The following is a 21,712-nucleotide window of genomic DNA, read 5'->3' as shown; positions in this document are numbered from 1 at the left end:
CTGATCCATTTTTACGACCTGATTTGACCCACCTCAGCCAAACAGTGATACGCCGGAACTTGTTGGCTATTTGTTTGTTCCAATCCACACATCCGTGAAGGATGTGACGGCAGCCAGTCTGTGTGATAGTACGTATTGACCTTATTTCAATCCACACATCCACGAAGGATGTGACCTTGGCAGCCGTCGAAGAGGAACTGCATTTGCCGATTTCAATCTACACATCCGTGAAGGATGTGACTAACCAGCTCAACCTCGCGGACGACTACTACTATATTTCAATCCACACATCCATGAAGGATGTGACGCCCCAATTCAGGCGGCCCAGGTCGATGCCGTTGGAATTTCAATCCACACATCCGTGAAGGATGTGACATCGTACTTGCCGCTCTTCAAATTAAAGGTACAACGATTTCAATCCACACATCCATGAAGGATGTGACCAGGCATTGCCCGCGAAGATTTGATGCAATTTGCCATTTCAATCCACACATCCACGAAGGTTGTGACAAAAACAGACAACCATGGATTTTCATCATCAATTATTTCAATCCACACATCCGCAAAGGATGTGACGGCCTCAAAAAGAATACACATATTTGCTCAGCTCGCAGCCTATGTGGCGCGAACCGGTTCTTACCGAACTTATTTTTGTTCTCATCCTTGAGGCTTGCCATGCTAAAAACCTTGTTTCAGAGGCAACGTAGTGGGTCTGTGCATTTTATATTTGATTGCACTTCACATTGCCGGGAATCTGTTTACATCGATTTTGATTGATTACGCCTCCTTACTCATTCTCGTACATACGAATTGTATTACATACATTTGTTTCCTTTATTATAACATAGTGTAAATAAGAATGTGAATGCTTAAGCTATACTAATATGACATAGCCAACGTATAATTCGCCCCGCGTTTGCTTTTCAGTCATCTAAGCTATAAGTTGCTAAAACCAGGCTACCTGCTGGCCTAAAATTCAGTGTTAATTTAATGAAAAACAGATTTTTTACGTTCTGAATTGACCCATTTTTCAAGCAAAACTGACCCACCTAACCCGGCAGCATTGTCCGGGCCAATGAAAACATCGCTGGTCCCAATCCCTGGCTATATATAACTTGAAGATTCTCCATCTTTCCGTTATACTAAATACAGAAGCTTCAGAAGAAGCTAAATCTGCGCCGGCCCGCTTGGTGACTGGCTTGGCAGGGGTTTTCTTTAAAATATAAAGTCCTGTCATGACAGATATTTCAATCAGCGCCGATTTTGGTCGTTTCAGCCGCATGGGAATGCGGGTTCTGGGAGACAGGGTTTCTAAACATCAGCCCCGTAAGGGGACGGAAACTTATTCAAATTTACCAGGGGGAAAATCATCAGGGTTCGTTTCTAAACATCAGCCCCGTAAGGGGACGGAAACGGAATCTTTTCTGCAGCCGCAATGAAACGGTTAAGAGCCTTGTTTCTAAACATCAGCCCCGTAAGGGGACGGAAACAGCGGTCATTACCTCTGCTACTGCCAGCCGGATCATGTCCGGTTTCTAAACATCAGCCCCGTAAGGGGACGGAAACAGCATCTGATTTTTCTTTGAAGCCATATTTGGGAGCGGCGTTTCTAAACATCAGCCCCGTAAGGGGACGGAAACAGGTAACCACCATAGTACGGGTTGCTGGACAATTCGTACGAAGTTTCTAAACATCAGCCCCGTAAGGGGACGGAAACACGATAAATATCGTGCATCACTTCTGCTACTGCTAACCGAGTTTCTAAACTGAGTCCCCCTTCATGCGTCCTTTTTGCGGCCGCATGAACTGAGAATTGTGTCTGTGTGCACAATTCTGCGCACAGGGGTATTGCGCCCCGTAAGGGGACGGAAACATGATGGCCCAGATATGGTCTTCATCATTAGATGTATTGTTTCTAAATCTTATCCCCGTAAGGGGACGGAAACAGTTAGCCTGCCAGCGATAAACGCTTTGTACGAATCTTTGGCCGTTTCTAAACATCAGCCCCGTAAGGGGACGGAAATGAAAGCCCCGAGCTGGATTGATCGTCCGGTTCGGGGCTTTTGTCGACGTTTGTTGTTGATTGTCACGTAAAACCAGGCCACTTGCTGGCCTAATATTCAGTGTCAATTTTTATGAAAAACGGATTTTTTACGTTCTGAATTGACCCGCTTTTTCGAGTAAAACTGACCCACCTAAACCGGCAGCATTGTCCGGGCCAATGAAAATATTGCCAGTCCAAACCCCAGGCCATATATAATAGGTAATATAAATGTCTTGCGGATCTCCTAGCTTTCCGTTATACTAAGTACAGATAGAGCCAAATCTGCGCCGGCCCGCTTGGTGACTAGCTTGACGGGGGTTTTCTTTAAAAGATAAAGTCCTGTCATGACAGATTTTTCAATCAGCGCCGATTTTGGTTGTTTAGGCCGCATGGGAATGCGGATTGGCAGGTACAGGGGTTTCTAAACTGAATCCCCGTAAGGGGACGGAAACCCAAGCTTTTTATCCCTGATAAAAGCCTTCACATAATGTGAAGTTTCTAAACTGAATCCCCGTAAGGGGACGGAAACAAGCAGGTTAGCCGCTTCAACGGTCTCTTCGTGCTGCGTGATGTTTCTAAACTGAATCCCCGTAAGGGGACGGAAACAGGTTGTCATAGGTCTGCGTGCTTACGCTGGTTACGAGTTGTTTCTAAACTGAGTCCCCCTTCATGCGTCCTTTTTGCGGCCGCATGAACCGCGATACCCGCACAGGGGTATCGCGCCCCGTAAGGGGACGGAAATGAAAGCCCCGAGCTGGATTGATCGTCCGGTTCGGGGCTTTTGTCGGTGTTTGATGCTGAATGTCAAGTAAAACCAGGCCACTTACTGGCCTAAAATTCTGTGTTAATTTTTATGAAAAACGGATTTTTTACGTTCTGAATTGACCCACTTTTTCGGGTAAAACTGACCCACCTAAACCGGCAGCATCTTTCAAGCCAATGGAAAACACCGCTGGTCCTAATCCCAGGCTTTATATAATAGGTAATGTAAATGACTTGAAGATTCTCTAGCTTTCCGTTATACTAAGTACAGATAGAGCCAAATCTGCGCCGGCCCGCATGATGGCTGGCTTGACGGGCATTTTCTTAAAAAAATAAAGTCCTGTCATGACAGATTTTTCAATCAGCGCCGATTTTTGTCGTTTCAGCCGCATGGGAATGCGGGTTGGCAGGGACAGGGTTTCTACAATTTATCCCCGCGAGGGGACGGAAACACGGAAGTAGAGTTCGTTTTATCTCTATCAAGAATTTGTGCAATGGTTTCTACAATTTATCCCCGCGAGGGGACGGAAACTCATACGAATCTGTCCAAATGTTCGTTGTCGTCATTTTAAGTTTCTAAACATCAGCCCCGTAAGGGGACGGAAACAATACAGCGTTGCTTCGGCCACTGCATTTCGAATGACTCAATGTTTCTAAACATCAGCCCCGTAAGGGGACGGAAACGCCACGTTGGCCATGCACCATTTGAGGCTGGGATTATTGTCGTTTATGAGCATCAGTTCCGTGATTGGATGGATTTTTTTATTTGTATAGCCAAAAAGCCCTCAAACTCTTGTTGAGTTTGAGGGCTTTTTGGGTTTTCTTCTGGTGTTGTATTGTGTTGCGGTCTATTTGGTATTTTGCACGTGAAATTGACCCGGTTTTCGTTTTGATTTGATCCGGTTTTGCTGGCAGTTTGGGCTGGGAAGTGGTGGTTTGCTAAAAATTTATGTAATCCCTCTATCCCCGGCCTTTAAGCTGTATGGAATCCACGTCATTACTACTAATTTCGCCTCTTCCAGCCGCATTGCGGCCACCTTCTCCCCAGAGAAGGCACCGCTACCGGTACTTTCCCCTCTGGGAAAGCCATCGTTTCGTGTATTTTAAAATATAGCTGATCCGGTTTAGCTGGCAGTAGAGCGGCTGGTTCTTGTTTGCTGTGTGGGGGGATATACAAATCTTGATATTTTTTTCTTGGGCCTCTCTCCCCCGCGTTTTCGCGTCTCTTTATCGGATTAACAGTATGACTACTAGTTGGCTACTAGATTGAATTGCTTCAATCTAGTAGTAGTTAGTCCGTATCGTGCACACGGGCACGATACGCCTCTTCCGGCCGCGGACAACTAGTGAGAACATCAACGTTATTGCTACCGGTTTCTCCTCTCCCGGTCCTACGGACCACCCTCCCCACATGGGAAAGCCATCTCTTCATATATTTTCTAGTTATATTTATATTTATGTATAAATATATATCTTTTAGATTTGTGAAGTGGTGGCTTTCTCCCTGCTGGGAAAAAGTACGGCGAAGCCGGGATAGAGGGTACCAACAAAAATTATATTTATGTAATCCCTCTATTGACCGCTTCGCGGCCACTTTCCCCTCTGGGAAAGCGATAAAAAAGAGCAGGTTTTTGTTCCTACTCTTTTTGTGGTGTTGCTGTTGTGCTGTTTTTTTTTTTCTGTTTCTTTTTCGATGAGTGACATCGCTTGTACTGGACAGAGCCGTATGACTTCTTCCAGGGCTGGGAGGTCTTGGTCTTCTACGTAGACGCCTGGTATGGGCCGGACGTCACCGGCGGCGTTTTCTTCCATTACGTATTTGTCCAGGCTGAGGCAGACGCCACAGGCCATACAATTATCATTGATGACGATTTTTTTCACGGCTATCACTCCTTATTTACTTTTTTCTAAGGCTGGTCTGGGGGCCGGCCTGTTTTTTCAGCTGCTGTGCTGCGTAAGGGTGGGCAGTTTCGTAGCGTGTTCATCTATTACTTTAATTTATTGTATATCCCTTACATATTTATTATACAAAGGAGAATTGTTATTGTAAAGGTAAATATACAAAAGTGGTATACTTTATTTGCAATTATTCAAAAGGGTAATCGTGATACTACCTGTTTGCACGGGGCTGTGGGTATTTGGCCAGGTGTGCTGTTTGGTTTGTGCAAAAAAAAGACTTCTACGGGTTGGTAGAAGTCCGGTTCTTTACTAACGCAAAACACCCCAGTATTACAGAGGCTTGTAATACTGGGGTGTTCTGATAATTACCGTATGGTGGACCATCAGGGGATCGAACCCTGGACACCCTGATTAAGAGTCAGGTGCTCTACCAGCTGAGCTAATGGTCCATGGCTTTATGTGCCTTAGTGCTGAGCACATAAAGTATGTTACACCACTTAGTCATAAATTGCAAGTCTTTTTTTGAATTTTTTTTACATTATTCTGCTAGTTTGTAAAGTCCATAGGGTATGCGGGCTTTTTTATCGTAGTTGAGCTGGGAGGTCGTGAAGTAGAGGGTGCCGTCCGGGGCGGCTGCGAGGGTGTCGGCCCAGCGGACGGGTGGTGTGTCGATGGTTCTCCCTTGCTTGGTTTCCAGGTCGAAGGCGTAGAGGCTGTTTTCCGGGAGGTTTGCCATGTAGAGGGTGTGGCCTTGCAGGCAGAGGCCGTCGGCGCCGGGCAGGCTGGTGCTGAGGGTTTCGATGGCTTTTTGCCGTTCCTTTACGGTCTGGTCCGGGGCGCGCAGAGTGGCTGTCGGGATGGCGTAGAGGTGGCGGCCGCCGAGGCTGGTGAAGTAGAGGGTGTTGCCGTCTTTGCTGAGTTCGATGCCGTCGCTGGCGGCTGGTTTGATGTGGCGGGCTTTCTGGTATGGTGTCTGTGGTTCGGCAGCGACTTCCTGTATGCCCGTGAGAGCGCGCCAGGCTTTGCCTGTGGACAGATTCAGGACGAGGATGCCGCCGGCGCTGGAATCAGTCATATAGGCGAATTTTCGCTGTGTGTCGATGCGTACGTCGTTGAGGTAGCTGTTGGGCAGGATAGCCGGTGCTTTCAGGGTATAGACCTTGTCGATTTCGTTGCTCCCGAGGTCGACGCGGTAGAGCTTGGCGCCGCCTGGGTCGACGTCTTTGCCGCGCAGTTTGGCTGCGTCGAGGATCCACAGGTGATCCTGGTCGTCGGTGACGACGCTTTGGACACAGATGAACTGCTTATTCGCCTGTACGCCCGGATAGGGGCGGCTGATGCCGTCTATGACTTCTCCTACCCCATAGTCCGGATGGTCGTTCCAGGTGGGGAAATTGACAAAGGTGCGGCCTTTTTGGCTGATCGTGACGCCTGTCCACTGGTACGGCGACATGGCCGTCCGGGTTACCGTTGCCGCGGTGGCGGGCGTGCAGGCTGCCGCTGCGGTAAGGAGTGCCAGGGCCAGTGTCGTGGTTAGGATTTTTTTCATTCGTATCACTCCAAAAAAGGCCCTGTCCGGGGCTGACTTTGTGTCTCCCAGACAGGGCCTTTGTGTTGTTCTTATTCTTCTACTGTGTCTTCGGCTACGATCTGGTCGTAGATTTTTACGACAGCGTCGAATTCTTCGTCCGTCGGCGATACGTAGACGGGTTCGCCGTCTTCTTCGTCAATGCGGGCGATGATAGCGTCACCGCTGGTGGCAGCTGCAGCTTCTTCGTCTTCGACGTAGGGAGCGAGTACGGCAAACTGTTTGCCTGCATATTCGATGGTTACATCTTCTGCATAGTACTCTTCCTGTCCGTCTTCACCGGTAATGGTGATGAGTTCTACTTCTTCAACCGTTTCGTTGTCCATGCGTTCTTCAGTCATGTTGTCCTCCCTGTTGGGCATCTAAGTAATTTTGCAATATAAAGACTGCCGCCATTTTGTCGACAATCTGCTTGCGCTTTTCGCGGCGCACGTTACCTTCCATGAGCACGTGGTGCGCCATGACCGTGGTCAGGCGTTCATCCCAGTAGACAAATTCCATGTCCGGCATGACGCCTTTGAGTTCTTCGACGAAGTGTTCTATCTTTTCGATATTTTCACTGTAGTCGCCGTTCATGTGGCGGGGTTTGCCCACGACAATGCGGTGTACTTCTTTTTCTTTGACGAGTTCCTGCAGGCGTTCGAAGTCCTTTTGTTTGGATTTCCTGCGGATCGTTTCTACGCCCTGTGCGGTGAGCAGCAGGGCATCGCTGCAGGCTACGCCAATGGTGCGTGAGCCTACATCTAAGCCTAAAATTCTCATAAAGCTCCTATAGGTTATGCTGTTTTACATACGAACGGACGAGTTCTTCAATGAGTTCATCCCGTTCGATACGGCGAATATTGCTGCGCGCATTATTATGACTTGTAATGTACGTAGGGTCGCCGGAAAGAAGGTAGCCCACGATCTGATTGATCGGATTGTACCCTTTTTCTTCCAGTGCGTGATATACGTCTTCCAGAATCATAGAGGCTACGGTCTGCTCTTCGTTCCTGTTTTGGACGATCATCGTTTCATCACTAACTGCCATCATAATCACATCCTTTTTTTCTTTACATCGCTGCAGGGAAATCAGCCGAGCAGTTCTTGGACGAGCTGCTTGCCAGCCTGCAGGGCTTCGCCGGCTTTGGCCGGTTCTTTGCCGCCAGCCTGGGCCATATCGGGACGGCCGCCGCCGTTGCCACCGGCAACCTGGGCTGCCGCTTTGATAATCTTGCCGGCATGGAGGCCTTTTTTGGTGTCTGCTTTAGCAACCTTGCAGACGAAGTTGATTTTATCTTCATGCGCTGCACTGAGGAGTACAACGCCGTTGCCCAATTTATCCATGATCGTATCGGCCAGGTCACGCAGGCTGTCCATGGAGTCGGCCTGGGTTTGGGCTGCTACGACGCTGACGCCGCCGATGGTTTCCTGGCTGGCGAGAATGGTGTCGAGATCGGAGAGGGCTGCTTCCTTTTTGAGCTGCTGCAGTTCTTTTTCTGCTTCTTTGAGCTGGCTCATGAGGTTTGCGACCTTCGTCGTGATTTCGCTGTTCTTGGCTTTGAGGTCGGTTGCGAGCTGGCGCAGGACGGCCTGGTCTTCTTTGGCCTTCTGCAGGGCTGCTGCGCCGGTTACGGCTTCGATACGGCGTACGCCTGTACCGGTGCCCGATTCGGAAAGAATCCGGAAGGAGCCGATAATGGCTGTGCTCTTGACGTGGGAGCCGCCGCAGAGTTCGCAGCTGAAGCCGTCGACGGAGACGACGCGGACGATGTCGCCGTATTTTTCACCAAAGAGGGCCATGGCGCCTTTTTCTTTGGCTGCGTCGATAGGCATTTCTTCGATGGTGACGACGTCGTTTTTGAGGATTTCGTCGTTGACGAGCTGTTCTACTTTTTCCAGTTCGGCTGCCGTGACGGGCGAGAAATGGGTAAAGTCAAAGCGCAGGTGGTCCGGTGTGACGAGGGAGCCGGCCTGGTTGACGTGGTTGCCGAGGACGGTCCGCAGGGCTGCCTGCAGGAGGTGCGTTGCCGTATGGTTGCGGGCGAGCGCCAGGTTACGGGCTTTATCGACGCTGAGCTGTACGGTATCGCCGCTGTGGATGGCGCCTTCTTTGACCGTAGCAATGAGGTATACGAGGCCGTTCGGCAAGGCCTTGGCGTCGCTAACGGCTGCACTGCCGCCGGCAGCACGGATGCTGCCTGTATCGCCGAGCTGGCCGCCGCCTTCAGCGTGGAAGGGGTTGGCGTCGAGGATGAGCGTGACTTCTTCGCCGTCGCCGGCTGTTTCTACTTCTACGCCGTCCTTACCGATCATGACGATCTGTGCCTGTTCGGCAGCCGGGTCGTTGACGAGCTTGGACTGGTCGAGTTTGGTCGTATCCGGTACGACAACCTTGGCGTCGACTTTGGTGCGGGCTGCACGAGCCCGGTCCTGTTGTTCCTTCATGGCTTCCTTGAAGCCGTCCAGGTCGATTTCAAAGCCGTTTTCTTCGGCAATTTCCTGGGTCAGTTCGACAGGGAAACCAAAGGTATCATAGAGTTTGAAGACGGACTGGCCGTCGAGTACTTTTTTGTCACCGGCAGCGTTCATGAGGTCCTGCAGCATTTCCAGGCCCTGGGCCAGGGTGGCGCTGAACTGTTTTTCTTCGGTGTCGATGATCCGTTTGATGAGGCTTTCGTACTGCTTGAGTTCCGGGTATTCGGCACCGAGAATGGTGATGACTGTGTCGACGAGGGAGCTCAGGAAGAGGTCATTGATGCCGAGGACGCGGCCGTAACGGACGGCGCGGCGGAGGATACGGCGCAGGACATAGCCGCGGCCTTCGTTGCTCGGCAGGATGCCGTCGCCAATCATGACGGTGACAGCGCGGATGTGGTCGGCAATGACCTTCATGGCCATCTTCTGGTCCGGTTTGCTGTAGTCGCCGCCGCTGATGGCAATGACTTTTTCAATAATCGGATAGATGAGGTCTGTTTCGAAGTTTGATTCTTTTTCCTGGACGACAGAGGCAATACGTTCGAGACCCATGCCGGTATCGATGTTTTTCTTTTCGAGCGGTACGTATTCGCCGTCCTTCGTGCGGTTGAACTGCGTGAAGACGAGGTTCCAGATTTCGAGGTAACGGTCGCAGTCGCAGCCGACGGTGCACGTCGGTTTGCCACAGCCCCGTTCCGGGCCGAGGTCGTAGAAAATTTCGCTGTCCGGGCCGCACGGGCCTTCGCCGATTTCCCAGAAGTTGTCGTCCATCTTGAAGATGTGGTCGTCCGGGAGACCGATCATGTTGTGCCAGTAGTCGTAGGCTTCGTCGTCATCGGGATAGATGGTGACGGAGAGCTTGGACTGGTCCAGTTCGAGGACTTTGGTGAGGAATTCCCAGGCCCAGGAAATGGCTTCTTTTTTGAAATAGTTGCCGAAGGAGAAGTTCCCCAGCATTTCAAAGAACGTATGATGACGAGCTGTGCGGCCTACGTTGTCGATGTCATCTGTACGGATGCATTTTTGGCTGGTCGTCACGCGGTACGACGGCGGTACGAGTTTGCCTGTAAAATACGGTTTGAGCGGGGCCATGCCGGCGCCGATGAGCAGGAGACTTGGGTCGTTTTCCGGAATGAGCGGAAAGCTGTGCAAGATGAGATGCTCTTTGCTTTTAAAGAATTCCAAATAGGCTGTGCGGATTTCATTACCCGTCATATACTTCATGATATTAAACACTCCCTCTTATTAGCTTCTCTGCGTCAGATTATACGCTTATTTGCCCGGTCTGAGCAACCTTTCTGGCCAATTCGTGCTAATAATTATTATATTGTTTAGCGGACGCGCCGGGCACCGACGTAATGGGAAGCCCAATAGTCGCTGTCCATGCTGTCGACGCGGATGCCGCCACTGGTCGTGGCACTGATGAAGTGGTCGTTGCCGACGTAGATGCCGGCGTGTGATACGCCTGCTTCGTACGTCGTAAAGAAGACCAGATCGCCGGGCATGAGTTCTTCGCGGGAAACGGAAGAACCGAGGCGGTATTGTTCGTCTGCCATGCGCGGCAGTTCGATGCCGTTATGGGAAAAGACGTACCGTGTAAAGCCCGAGCAGTCGAAGCCGCTCGGCGTGTTGCCACCAAAAACGTAGGGCACGCCGACGTAACGGTTGGCTGTCGATACGAGGCGGTCGCCAATGACGTCGTGGCTCGTAATGTTTCTGGCTTTGGAATATTCGCCGTAGTTACGGCTGGGATACTTCGTTTTCAAGGTGGCTGCTGCTTTTTTGGCTTGTTCTGCCCGTTTTGCTTCGTCCCTGGATAAGGAGGACCCTGTCAGTTTGCGGTAGGTCTTGTTATCGACGATGCCGTCAATGGCCAGGCCCTTATCTGCCTGGAAGAGCTGGACAGCCCGGGCGGTTTCGCCGCCGTAGACGCCGTCTGCCTTGATACGATAGCCGTATTGGCTGAGCTGCTTTTGGATCTTCAGTACCTGTACTCCCTGATCGCCGATGCTGTAGGCATTGACGGACAGGGTTACCGCTGCCAGGACGAGACTCAGTCCCAGGGCGCGGCGCATTGTATTCCACATCGAATACTCCTCTCTGTCTCCGAAGTTAGCTGACGGGTTAGGCCTGAGGCAGGCCCTCTGCGAAAATGGCAGATTCACCCCACGTGCGCGGGTCCTCCGTACCCCTTGCGGGGATTCGACATACTACAATTATACGCTATCTAGTTTTTGTGTGATTTTTTTCGCCTTTTTAGGTTTTTGCCTTTTCAGGTTACGTGAGCTGTAATTTCGCCTCTTTCGGTTCTATGTGCGTAGCACATAGAACCACTTTTCTCTTATACCATCTAGTTTACGTGGGCTTTAGTTTCGCCTTTACTTTTTTTCGCCTCTTCCGTGTCGCTGTGCATTGCACAGCGCCCCACCTTCCCCCCAGGGAAGGCGATTCAGCGGGAAGGCGATTCACTCCCCTATCCGGTCTCTTCGAGACCCGCCTTCCCCCTAGGGGAAGGCAAATCCCCCCGGGGAGGCTAATCTTTCTTTTGGCCTAGTTCGGCTCTTAGCCAGTATAGGGGGCGTTGTTTTACTTCTTCGAAGATGCGTCCTATGTATTCGCCTATGATGCCCATGAAGATGAGTTGCAGGCCGCCCATTAGGCAGACTACGATCATGGTGGTGGTCCAGCCTGGGGCTGCTTGGCCGGTGATGTGGCAATATAGGACGTGAATGATCATTAAAACGCTTAAGAGGCCGCTTAGGAGGCCTACGTAAAAGGAGATACGCAGGGGTGTCTTGGAGAAGGCTGTTATGCCGTCCAGGGCAAAATGGAGCATTTTACGGCCGGAGAATTTGGATTTCCCTGCATAGCGGCGGGGGGCGATGAAGCTAAGCGTTGTCTGCTTGTAGCCGATGTCGCCGATCATGCCGCGGATGAAGCGGTCGTGTTCGCGAAAGCGCATGAAGGTCTCGAGGACGCGCTTGTCGATGAGGCGGAAGTCGGAGCCGCCCGGTGTAATGTGTACGGGTGACATGGCGTTCAAAATGATGTAGTACCATTTGGACGTCAGGCGTTTTAAAAAGCCCGCATCATCTGTCGCCTTGCGCACGGTTTGGACGACGTCGTAGCCTTCGCGCCATTTCTGCACCAAATCGGGTATCATCGCCGGCGGGTGCTGCAGGTCGCCATCCATGGTGATGATGGCGTCGCCCTTGGCGTGGTCCATGCCGCACGTAATGGCCAACTGGTGGCCGAAGTTGCGTGCCAGGATCAGGGCCCGTACGTGGGCGTCCTGCTGGGTCAGGCGGCTCAGGATGAGCGGCGTCGTGTCCTTGGAGCCATCGTCGACGAAAATGATTTCATAGTCCATATCGAGGCCGGCTACGGCTTTTGTCGCTTCTTCATAAAATTTTTCAATGTTTAGCTGTTCATTGTATACAGGGACGACAATGGACAGCAGTTTTTTTGCTTCTAAATTAAATAGACTCACTCTTTATTATACCATCCCAACAATTTTACAGTCAAAAAACGAACGCGTTCCTACTCCAGCGTGGAGAGGAACTTTTCCAGCTCACCTTGTGTCGTATAGCCGATGATCCGTTTCAAAGGGTGTCCGTCTTTGAAAAAGAGCAGTGTCGGCACGGCAGTAATGTCATAGGCAGCCGCCAGGCCAGGGAACTGGTCGACGTTGACGCGGAGGACCGCAGCCGGTGGCGTACAGGCAGCAGCGCCTTCTATTTCTTGGACGATTGCGCCGCCTCCTTCGCACCAGGGAGCCCAGAAGTCGACGATGACCAGGCCTTTCTTGTGCAGCACATGGGGCGTAAATGCCGCTTCTGTATCCAGTGTTTCTACAGCCATTGCGTGTACCCCCTCTTTAGGATGCTTTACCATACTACTTCTATTATAGCAAATGTCCTATTATGTTTCCAGTATTCTTTCTTCTGGGCAAAAAGGCCGGAAAAGACAAAGAGGCTGCCTGTCCGCAGCATAGGCCGGGACAGGCAGCTTCGTATCATTCGTATAGGGCTTCGTAGACCATGTGGAGCAGTTCGTTTTTGCCGTCCTGTTTGAGGGACGAATAGGCAATGGGCGGAAAGGCCGCCGGAAAGAGACGTTTTACTGCTGCCAGGTTGCGGCTCCTGTCGTTGCGGCCGAGCTTGTCTGCTTTCGTGCCGATGATCTGCAGGGGCACTTCGTTATCGGCGAGCCAGCGGTACGCTTGCAGGTCGATATCGAGGCCGGGATGGCGCAGGTCGACGAGGAGAAAGAGCAGGGACAGGTTGGGCGAGCCCGTAATGTATTCGCCAATGAAATGGCTCCAAAGCTGGCGGTTTTTGCCGCCTGTTTTGGCAAAGCCGTAGCCCGGCAGGTCGACGAAAAAGAGGGGCGTGCGCTGCTCTTCGGCGTCGTTCTTTTCCTGGAGGGTTACGTTAAAGTAGTTGATGGTCTGGGTCTTTCCCGGTGCGCCGCTGACGCGGGCCAGGCCGCGCTGGCCGCAGAGGGAGTTGATGAGGCTCGATTTGCCGACGTTGGAACGGCCGAGAAAGGCGATTTCCGGCAGTCCTTCTGTAGGGTACTGGTCCTTGCGGACGGCAGACGCCGTGTATTTGGCCTGGATGATCTGCAGCTTGCCGTGCGTGATGTCACTCATTCTGCACTCACCAGTGCCTGTTCGAGCACTTCATCCATGTGGTGGACGAAGACGAATTTCACGTCTTTTTTCACCACGTCCGGTACGTCGACCATGTCGCGCTTGTTTTCTTCCGGCAAGAGAATCTTCTTGATGCCGGCGCGATGGGCGGCAATGACCTTTTCCTTAATGCCGCCGACAGGAAGGACCGTGCCGCGCAGCGTAATTTCACCGGTCATGGCCAGGTCGTGATGGACCTTGCGTCCCGTCAGGGCCGAGGCAATGGCTGTCGCCATGGTAATGCCGGCAGACGGGCCGTCCTTGGGTACAGCCCCTTCGGGGAGATGGATGTGAATATCCGTCTTGGCGTAGAAATCGTCTTCCAGGCCCAGGGAAGCAGCGCGGCTGCGGATGTAGGTCAGGCCTGCTTCGGCCGATTCCTTCATGACGTCGCCGAGCTGGCCCGTCAGGTGCAGGGCGCCTTTGCCTTTGACGACGGCGACTTCTGTTTCCAGGACTTCGCCGCCGACTTGGGTCCAGGCCATGCCCGTTACGAGGCCGACTTCGTCTTCTTTATTGACCTGCGTAGGCAGGAATTTCATGGGGCCTAAGATTTTTTCCAGGTTCTTCACCGAGACGGTCAGGGGCTTGTCGTCCTGCATGAGGATGGACTTGCCGACCTTGCGGATGACAGAGCCGATGGTCTTTTCGAGGGTACGGACGCCGGATTCGCGCGTGTAGTCCTGGATGATGTGACGCAGGACGGCATCGGAGAACTTCGCCTGGCTGGCGAGGACGCCGTTTTCCTTGAGCTGCTTGGGCACGAGGTAGCGCTTGGCGATTTGCAGCTTTTCTTCTTCTGTATAGCTCGTGAATTCGATGATTTCCATGCGGTCCCGCAGTGGTCCGGGAATCTGGCCGATGTTGTTGGCCGTCGTAATCCAGAGGACCTTGGAAAGGTCGAAGGGTACTTCGATGAAGTGATCGCTAAAGGTATTGTTCTGTTCCGGGTCGAGGACTTCGAGGAGGGCCGACGACGGGTCGCCGCGCATGTCCGACGTCATCTTGTCGATTTCATCGAGGAGGAAGACCGGGTTTTTCGTGCCTGCCTGCTGGATGCCGGCGATGATCCGGCCCGGCATGGCGCCGATGTACGTACGGCGATGGCCGCGGATTTCTGCTTCATCGCGGACGCCGCCTAAGGAAATGCGCACGTATTTGCGGTTCATGGCGCGGGCGATGGAACGGGCAATACTCGTCTTGCCTGTGCCGGGAGGGCCGACGAAGCAAAGGATCGGGCCTTTGAGGCTGTTGGTCAGCTGGCGGACGGCCAGGTATTCGATGATCCGGTCCTTGATCTTTTCCAGGCCGTAGTGATCCTGGTCGAGGATATCCTGGGCAATCTTGAGGTCCAGGCGGTCTTCTGTTTCTGTCGACCACGGCAGGGCCATGAGGTGGTCCAGGTAGGTGCGGATGACGGCCGATTCAGCCATCATGGGCGGCATTGCGTCCAGGCGGTTGACTTCCTTCAGCATGACTTCGCGCACGTTGTCCGGTACGTCGAGCTTGTCGATTTTTTCGCGCAGCTCTTCTACTTCTGTATCTTTATCGTATTTGTCGCCCAGTTCCTGATGGATGGCTTTGAGTTTTTCCCGCAGGTAGTATTCTTTCTGCTGTTCATCCATCTTGCTGCGCACCTGCATGTTGAGGCGCGTTTCCAGGCTGGCAATGTCTTCTTCTGTGTCGAGGTAGGTGCAGACGCGCTTCATGCGTTCGCGCACGTCTGTCAGTTCCAGGATGGCCTGCTGGGCTGCCAGGCGGATGGGCAGCTGGGCGGCGATAAAGTCGGCCAGTACACCGGGCTGGTGGATGGCGTTGGCTTTGGCCTGCAGGTCTTCGTGGCCTTTTATCTTATCAAGCCAGTCATTGAACCGTTTGGACATAATGCGGTTCAGGGCTTCGTCTTCATTTTCATCGAGAAATTCTTCCGGGAGCTCGACAGCGGCGGCTTCGGTGTAGCCTTCTTTCATGCTGCCGCCCTGGATCTGCACACGGGCGATGCCGTCTACGAGAATGCGGACAATGCCGCCGGGCAGGCGCAGGAGCTGCTGTATTTTGACGAGCGTACCGATGTGATAAACGTCCTGGAGGATCGCTTCTTCTACTTCGTCATCGAGCTGGGCCGAGACGAGCAGCATCCGGTCGTGCTCCATGGCGTAATCGACGGCAGCGAGGGATTTTTCCCGGCCTATGTCGATGTTGCTGAGCAGTTTTGGAAAAACGACGATTCCCCGTAAGGGGATAAAGGGCAATTTCAAAATAGAATTTTCATCCATACAACTCACCTTCTTACTGGTAACACAAGTATAAACCGAAACGAATATTTACTGAATCGGTATGCTTATAGTGTAAAATAAAACTCATTTCCTGCGGTGAAGAAATGAGTTTTATTTTCGTTTATTTCTGGGCCGGACCTTGTATTAATGTCGGTTCCGCGCCTTTGGTTATGCAGTCTTCCGTTACGATGCACTCACTGACATCGTCGCGGCTTGGTACTTCGAACATGACGTTGAGCATGATCCGTTCGATGATGGCGCGCAGGCCACGGGCGCCGGTACTGCGGCGCAGGGCTTCCTTGGCGATTGCCTGGAGGGCGCTGTCTTCGAAGGTCAGCTTCACGTGGTCCAGGGCCAGCATGCGCTGGTACTGTTTGACGAGGGCGTTTTTCGGTTCGGTCAGGATGTGAACCATGGCGTCTTCGTCTAAGGGGTTCAGCGTAACCAGGATGGGCAGACGGCCTACGAGTTCCGGAATGAGACCGAATTTCTGCAGGTCAGCCGGCTGGATTTCCTGGAGCAGGTCTTCCATGGATTTTTCATCCTTCGAGTGGATTTCTGCGCCGAAGCCCATGTTTTTGTCAGACGTACGGTTGCGGATGGTCTTGTCGATGCCATCGAATGCGCCGCCGCAGATGAAGAGAATGTTCGTCGTATCGATCTGGAGCATTTCCTGGTGCGGGTGCTTACGGCCGCCCTGGGGCGGTACGCCGGCAACGGTGCCTTCGAGGATCTTGAGGAGCGCCTGCTGTACGCCTTCGCCAGATACGTCGCGGGTAATGGACGGGTTTTCCGATTTGCGGGCGATCTTATCGATTTCGTCGATGTAGATGATGCCCCGTTCGGCTCTGGCAATGTCGAAGTCGGCTGCCTGGATCAGTTTGAGCAGGCAGTTTTCGACGTCTTCCCCTACATAGCCGGCTTCGGTCAGGCTGGTCGCATCGGCAATGGCAAAGGGTACTTCCAGCATGCGTGCCAGGGTCTGGGCGAGCAGGGTTTTACCGCTGCCCGTAGGGCCGACCATGATGATATTGGATTTCTGTAATTCTACGTCGTCGTCGACGCTGTTGGACTGCAACCGTTTGTAGTGGTTGTAGACAGCGACGGATAACGTTTTTTTAGCAGCTTCCTGGCCTATTACATAGGCATCGAGGTGTTCTTTGATTTCCTTTGGCGTCGGCAGTTTTTTCAGCGAGAATTCAGGCTGTTCGTCCTGTGTTTCTTCGTCGAGGATTTCCTGGGCGACGCTGATGCACTGGTCGCAAATGTATACGCCAGGACCGGAGATCAATTTGTTTACTTCGTGCTGTGAACGGCCGCAAAAGCTACAGGTTGGTTCGTCTATTTTATCTCTAGCCACGTAGTCCTCCTATGTCCGTATTACTTCGTTTCGCTCTTTTCAGGCGTACGAATGAGAATTTCATCAATCAGGCCGTATGCTTTCGCTTCTTCTGCCGTCATGAAATTATCCCGTTCCGTATCTTTTTGGATCACGTCAATAGGCTGACCTGTATGGGCTGCTAATAAACCGTTCAATTCTTTGCGCATGCGCAGGATTTCCCGGGCGTGGATTTCGATTTCCGTCGCCTGGCCCTGGACGCCGCCCAAAGGCTGGTGGATCATGATCTGCGAGTGCGGCAGGGCAAAGCGTTTGCCCTTGGCACCGGCGGTAAGGAGAACGGATGCCATGCTGGCAGCGGAGCCGACGCAAATGGTCGATACGTCCGGTTTGATATACTGCATGGTATCATAAATAGCCATGCCGGCAGTGACGACACCGCCGGGGCTATTGATATACAAATGAATGTCCTTGTCAGGATTGTCGGCTTCCAAGAAAAGAAGCTGCGCAATGACGATATTCGCCGTTACGTCTTCAATGGGGCCGCCCAGGAAAATGATGCGGTCTTTTAACAGGCGGGAATAGATATCGTAGCTCCGTTCCCCCTGGTTGGACTGTTCGACAACCATCGGTACATATTGCATCTTCATAGTCATTACACCTCGCGTTTCTTACGCTTCCGGTTCTTCAGCCTTTACTTCTTCTACCTGAGGTTCTGCTGTTTCTTCTGCTTTGGCGTTCGTGTCTACGGCGTTCTGAAGAACGAAGCTGGCTGCTTTTTTGCGGCCTACAGACTGAATGAGCATGGGAACGCGTCTTTCTTTTACAATGATATTATATACTTCTTTCGGATCGGCACCGAAGTTCTGTGCCATCGTGAAGATTTCGGCCTGGAGGTCCATGTCCTGTACCTGAATGTTTTCAGCTTTGGCAATGGCTTCGAGGACGAGGTCCATCTTTACGTTATCTGTAGCAGGCTGGCGATACTGTTCTTTGAGCTTGTCCATGTCGGAGTTCGTGTATTTGAGGTAGTCTTCGAGGGACAGGTTCTGTGTTTCCAGACGCATGGACATTTCGTCTACCATCTGGTCTACTTTGGTATCTACCATAACAGCGGGGATGTCTACTTCGGCGTTGTCGACGACTGTTTTCAGAACGTCGTTGTTGAATTTTTCAACAGCCTGGAAGTGGGCCTGCGAAGCGAGACGTTTTTTGATGTCTTCTTTGAGGGCATCGAGGGAGTCGAATTTGCCTACTTCTTTGGCGAATTCGTCGTCAATAGCCGGTACTTCGCTGCGTTTTACGTCGTTGATCGTAACTGCAAATACGGCTTCTTTGCCGGCCAGTTTGGCTTCGAAGTAGTCTTCCGGGAAGGTTACTTTTACGTCTTTCTGGTCGCCTGCTTTGAGGCCTTTGAGCTGATCTTCAAAGCCCGGGATGAAGCTGCCGGAGCCGATCTGGAGGGGATAGGATTTGCCTTCGCCGCCTTCGAATGCTTCGCCGTCTACGGTGCCTTTGAAGTCGATGATAGCGAAGTCTTCGTCTGCGATTTCCGTGCCTTCCGGTGCTACGACCAGTTTGGAGTGGGATTTCTGCATTTTAGCGAGTTCTTCGGCTACCTGTTCGTCTGTTACTTCTGCTTCTTCTTTGGCAGCTTTGATACCTTTATATTCGCCGAGTTTTACGTCCGGTTTCTTCGTAACCGTGATTTCAAAGACGAAATCCTGGCCTTTTTCTTCGGAGATGATCTTGACTTCCGGATCGGATACAGGCGTAATGTCCTTTTCGTTCAGGGCATCGTTGTAGGCTTTGTTGATCAGGACGTCGTTGATTTCTTCTTTGACAGCGTCTTTGCCGAGGTAGCTTTCGAGTATCATACGCGGTGCTTTGCCTTTACGGAAGCCCGGGATATTTACTTTGTTAGCAAGGTTTTTTACGGCAGCAGCGGCGCCTTTTTTGGCTTCGGCTGCAGGCAGTTCGATGTGCAGGGTTACTTGGTGCTGATCTACTTCATTTACAGTTACGTTCATTATTCGTATGTCCTCCTTATGGGGTTTAATCCCCTTTTGTTATCTATAAAAATCCATACTACGCTCTTCATCATACCACAGTTTATCGTGATTGACAACAACAAAAGGCATACCCATGCCCTTTTCAGGCCTTTGGCGTAAAAAGGAGCCTCCGGCAGGAAGCTCCTCCTTTACGACGGCGTCGTTTTTAGCGCAGTTCGCAGTTCAGTTTTTCTTTCAATTCTTTCAGGATGGCGTCGATAGGAGCCTGGATATCCTGATCGGTCAGGGTGCCTTCGGCGGAACGGAAGACCAGGGAGTAGGCCATGCTCTTGTAGCCGCGCGGTACCTGTTTGCCCTGATAGAGGTCAAAGAGGTGTACGCCTTCGAGGAAGGCGCCGCCTTTGTCCTTGAGGACGGAGATGATGGCTGCATCGGCTGTATCGACCGGTGCCAGGAAGGCCAGGTCACGGCTGATGGCCGGGAACTTGGCGACCTTGTGGTAGTCCGGAATGAGGTTGATGAGCGGCAGGATGTCGTTCAAGTGAATTTCAAAGATGTAGACCGGGCCGTTGATGTCGTAGCTGTCGATGGTTTCCGGATGGACTTCACCGAAGCGGGCCAGGACCTTGCCGTCTTTGACGTACTGGGCGGCTACGCCCGGATGGAGGGGCGCAAAGTCCGATGCTTCCAAATCGGCGTGGATGCCGAGCTTGGCAAAGAGCGTTTCGACGATGCCCTTGACGTCATAGAAGTCGTAGCGTTCGGCTTTATTCGGCCATTCGGCTGTCTGGCGCTGGCCGTAGAGAAGGCCTGTCACGTGGTATTCCTGGTCGGGCAGCTCTGTAATGGGCAGGGCTTTCGGCAGGTAGACCGGAGCGACTTCATAAATGGCGACGGACTGGTTCTTTACGGCCTGGTTGCGGACGAGGACGTCCATGAGGGACGGCAGGAGGCTCGTGCGCATGAGGGGGAATTCTTCTGTAATCGGGTTGAGAATCGGTACGGCCGTGTAGAGCGGATCCGTTTCGGGGAAGCGCAGCTTTTTCAGGGAGTCCGTATTCATGAAGCTGAAGGTAACCGTTTCGCAAAGGCCGCAGGCGGCGAGGATCTGGGAAATCTTTTCGCGCATGCTGAATTCGAAGCTGACCGTTGCCTGGTCTGTGCGGCTCATCGGCCGGGTGGACGGGATATTGGCATAGCCGTAGATACGGGCTACTTCTTCGGCAATATCGGGCATTTCCGTGCAGTCGCCGCGGAAGGACGGTACGATGGCCGTGAGCTGGTCGCCGTCTTTTTCAATGCCGAATTCCAGGGTTTCCAGGATGGAAATCATCTTTTCTTCTGAAATGTCGATGCCGAGGAAATGGCTGACCTGGGCAGCGGTGAAGGGAATCTTGGTGACGGCCTGTTTGACCGGATAGACATCGACGACGCCTTGGGCGACATCGCCGGCACCGATTTGTTTGAGGAGCTGGGCTGCCCGGTCGAGGGACTGGACGCAGCCTTCGGCATCGAGGCCGCGTTCGAAGTGAGCCGACGCTTCGGAGCGCAGGCCCAGGGCACGGCCGGTCTTACGGATGCTCGAGCCCTTGAAGGAGGCGCATTCGAGGATGACTGCTGTCGTTTCGTTGGTTACTTCCGAATTGAGGCCGCCCATAATGCCGCCAATGCAGCAGGCTTTTTCCGGATCGGCAATGACCAGCATCTGGTCGGTCAGGCTGCGATCGACGTCGTCGAGGGTTTTGATGACTTCGCCTGCTTTGGCCCGGCGGGCAATGAGGTGATGGTCTTTTACTTTATCGTAGTCATAGGCGTGCATAGGAATGCCCAGTTCCATCATGACGTAGTTCGTTACGTCGACGATGTTGTTGATGGGGCGGACGCCGGATTTGCGCAGGCGCTGCTGCATCCAAAGGGGCGACGGGCCGACTTTGACGTTGACCAAAAGGCGGGCTGCATAGCGGTTGCACAGTTCCGGGTCTTCAATGTCGACGGTGACCTTGCCGGCAATGGATGTGTCGCATTCGTCGACGGTGATGTCCGGGAAGGTGGCTTTCTGGCCGCTCAGGACGGCGAATTCACGGGACAGGCCGATCATGCTGAAGCAGTCGGCGCGGTTCGGTGTCAGTTCGTATTCGTAGACCGTGTCGCGCAGGTCCAGGTAGTCGACGGCGTCGACGCCGAGGGGCGTATCCTTAGGCAGGAGCCAAATGCCGCTCCGTTCTTCCGGCAGGAGAAGGCTGTCGTCGAGGCCGAGTTCGTGGGCCGAGCAAAGCATGCCGTTGGACGGTACGCCGCGGAGCTTCGATTTCTTAATCTTTACGCCGCCGGGCAGATGGGAGCCGTGGGTGGCAACGGGAACGATGTCGCCTTCATGGACGTTCGGTGCGCCCGTGACGATCTGCAAGGGTTCCATTTCGCTGCCCATGTTGAGCTGGCAAATGACCAGGTGGTCGGCGTCGGGGTGTTTTTCGATTTTCGTGATCTGGCCCGTATAGACGCCTTTGATTTCATCGCCCCAGCGAACGACCTGTTCGACCGGTACGCCGGCGATGGTGAGGACGTCCGCAAAGAGCTGCGGGTCCTTTGTCATATCTACATTTACATAGTCCTGCATCCAGGTTAAAGAACTTTTCATGTCT

At 52.6% G+C, this 21,712-nt stretch carries 15 protein-coding genes, 1 tRNA gene, 1 CRISPR repeat array and 1 riboswitch; of the genes, 1 reads left to right on the top strand and 15 read right to left on the bottom strand.

All coding sequences use genetic code 11. The annotated features are described in order from the left end of the window. Positions 1-1,307: 1,307 nt before the first annotated feature. Positions 1,308-1,717: direct repeats of the CRISPR family, unit length 35 nt; unit sequence GTTTCTAAACATCAGCCCCGTAAGGGGACGGAAAC. A gap of 2,796 nt (positions 1,718-4,513) precedes the next feature. Further along, entirely contained in the window at positions 4,514-4,717 is a 204-nt protein-coding gene (locus PGX44_RS04900) for a hypothetical protein (RefSeq protein ID WP_498854457.1), read from the top strand. A gap of 361 nt (positions 4,718-5,078) precedes the next feature. Here the strand turns inward: PGX44_RS04900 and PGX44_RS04895 are convergent. The 15 genes from PGX44_RS04895 to pheT form a co-directional block, all read right to left on the bottom strand. Next, positions 5,079-5,154 (bottom strand) — tRNA-Lys (locus PGX44_RS04895). Positions 5,155-5,243: 89 nt separating this feature from the next. Further along, complete coding sequence (locus tag PGX44_RS04890) at positions 5,244-6,254, bottom strand: SMP-30/gluconolactonase/LRE family protein (RefSeq protein WP_498854456.1); 1,011 nt, start codon at positions 6,252-6,254, stop codon at positions 5,244-5,246. Positions 6,255-6,325: 71 nt separating this feature from the next. After that, positions 6,326-6,634, bottom strand: a complete 309-nt coding sequence (locus PGX44_RS04885) for a DUF1292 domain-containing protein (RefSeq protein ID WP_498854455.1) — start codon at positions 6,632-6,634, stop codon at positions 6,326-6,328. Further along, positions 6,627-7,055: a Holliday junction resolvase RuvX gene (ruvX, locus tag PGX44_RS04880; RefSeq protein ID WP_186504568.1), complete on the bottom strand. Its 429-nt coding sequence runs from the start codon at positions 7,053-7,055 to the stop codon at positions 6,627-6,629. The genes PGX44_RS04885 and ruvX overlap by 8 nt, the downstream gene beginning before the upstream one ends. Before the next feature lie 7 nt (positions 7,056-7,062). Continuing rightward, positions 7,063-7,323 carry an IreB family regulatory phosphoprotein gene (locus tag PGX44_RS04875; RefSeq protein ID WP_186504571.1) on the bottom strand — a complete coding sequence of 87 codons (261 nt, stop codon included), beginning with the start codon at positions 7,321-7,323 and terminating at the stop codon, positions 7,063-7,065. 41 nt (positions 7,324-7,364) lie between these two features. Continuing rightward, entirely contained in the window at positions 7,365-9,965 is a 2,601-nt protein-coding gene (gene alaS / locus PGX44_RS04870; RefSeq protein ID WP_498854471.1) for an alanine--tRNA ligase, read from the bottom strand. 116 nt (positions 9,966-10,081) lie between these two features. Further along, positions 10,082-10,837 carry a C40 family peptidase gene (locus PGX44_RS04865; RefSeq protein ID WP_498854454.1) on the bottom strand — a complete coding sequence of 252 codons (756 nt, stop codon included), beginning with the start codon at positions 10,835-10,837 and terminating at the stop codon, positions 10,082-10,084. Next, positions 10,837-10,968, bottom strand: a riboswitch (cyclic di-AMP (ydaO/yuaA leader). Its footprint overlaps the gene before it by 1 nt. Positions 10,969-11,283: 315 nt before the next feature. Further along, on the bottom strand, positions 11,284-12,207 hold the full coding sequence (locus tag PGX44_RS04860) for a glycosyltransferase family 2 protein (RefSeq protein WP_186502359.1): 924 nt from the start codon (positions 12,205-12,207) through the stop codon (positions 11,284-11,286). Positions 12,208-12,290: 83 nt separating this feature from the next. Further along, positions 12,291-12,611 carry a thioredoxin family protein gene (locus PGX44_RS04855; RefSeq protein WP_498854453.1) on the bottom strand — a complete coding sequence of 107 codons (321 nt, stop codon included), beginning with the start codon at positions 12,609-12,611 and terminating at the stop codon, positions 12,291-12,293. A 154-nt stretch (positions 12,612-12,765) separates the two neighbouring features. Further along, positions 12,766-13,404, bottom strand: a complete 639-nt coding sequence (gene yihA, locus PGX44_RS04850; RefSeq protein ID WP_498854452.1) for a ribosome biogenesis GTP-binding protein YihA/YsxC — start codon at positions 13,402-13,404, stop codon at positions 12,766-12,768. After that, a complete protein-coding gene (gene lon / locus PGX44_RS04845) occupies positions 13,401-15,719 on the bottom strand; it encodes an endopeptidase La (RefSeq protein WP_498854451.1) in 2,319 nt (772 codons plus the stop codon). The genes yihA and lon overlap by 4 nt, the downstream gene beginning before the upstream one ends. 121 nt (positions 15,720-15,840) lie before the next feature. Continuing rightward, complete coding sequence (gene clpX / locus PGX44_RS04840) at positions 15,841-17,079, bottom strand: ATP-dependent Clp protease ATP-binding subunit ClpX (protein WP_498854450.1); 1,239 nt, start codon at positions 17,077-17,079, stop codon at positions 15,841-15,843. Between the two features lie 20 nt (positions 17,080-17,099). Then, positions 17,100-17,708 carry an ATP-dependent Clp endopeptidase proteolytic subunit ClpP gene (clpP, locus tag PGX44_RS04835; RefSeq protein ID WP_186502260.1) on the bottom strand — a complete coding sequence of 203 codons (609 nt, stop codon included), beginning with the start codon at positions 17,706-17,708 and terminating at the stop codon, positions 17,100-17,102. Between the two features lie 21 nt (positions 17,709-17,729). Then, a complete protein-coding gene (tig, locus tag PGX44_RS04830; RefSeq protein WP_498854449.1) occupies positions 17,730-19,088 on the bottom strand; it encodes a trigger factor in 1,359 nt (452 codons plus the stop codon). Between the two features lie 187 nt (positions 19,089-19,275). Then, positions 19,276-21,708: a phenylalanine--tRNA ligase subunit beta gene (pheT, locus tag PGX44_RS04825; RefSeq protein ID WP_498854448.1), complete on the bottom strand. Its 2,433-nt coding sequence runs from the start codon at positions 21,706-21,708 to the stop codon at positions 19,276-19,278. Positions 21,709-21,712: the final 4 nt, after the last annotated feature.

Origin of the sequence: Caecibacter sp. AF58-12pH5A, assembly GCF_027681725.1 — a bacterium.
Taxonomy (GTDB): domain Bacteria; phylum Bacillota; class Negativicutes; order Veillonellales; family Megasphaeraceae; genus Megasphaera; species Megasphaera hominis.
This window is presented reverse-complemented; position numbering and strand designations above follow the sequence as displayed.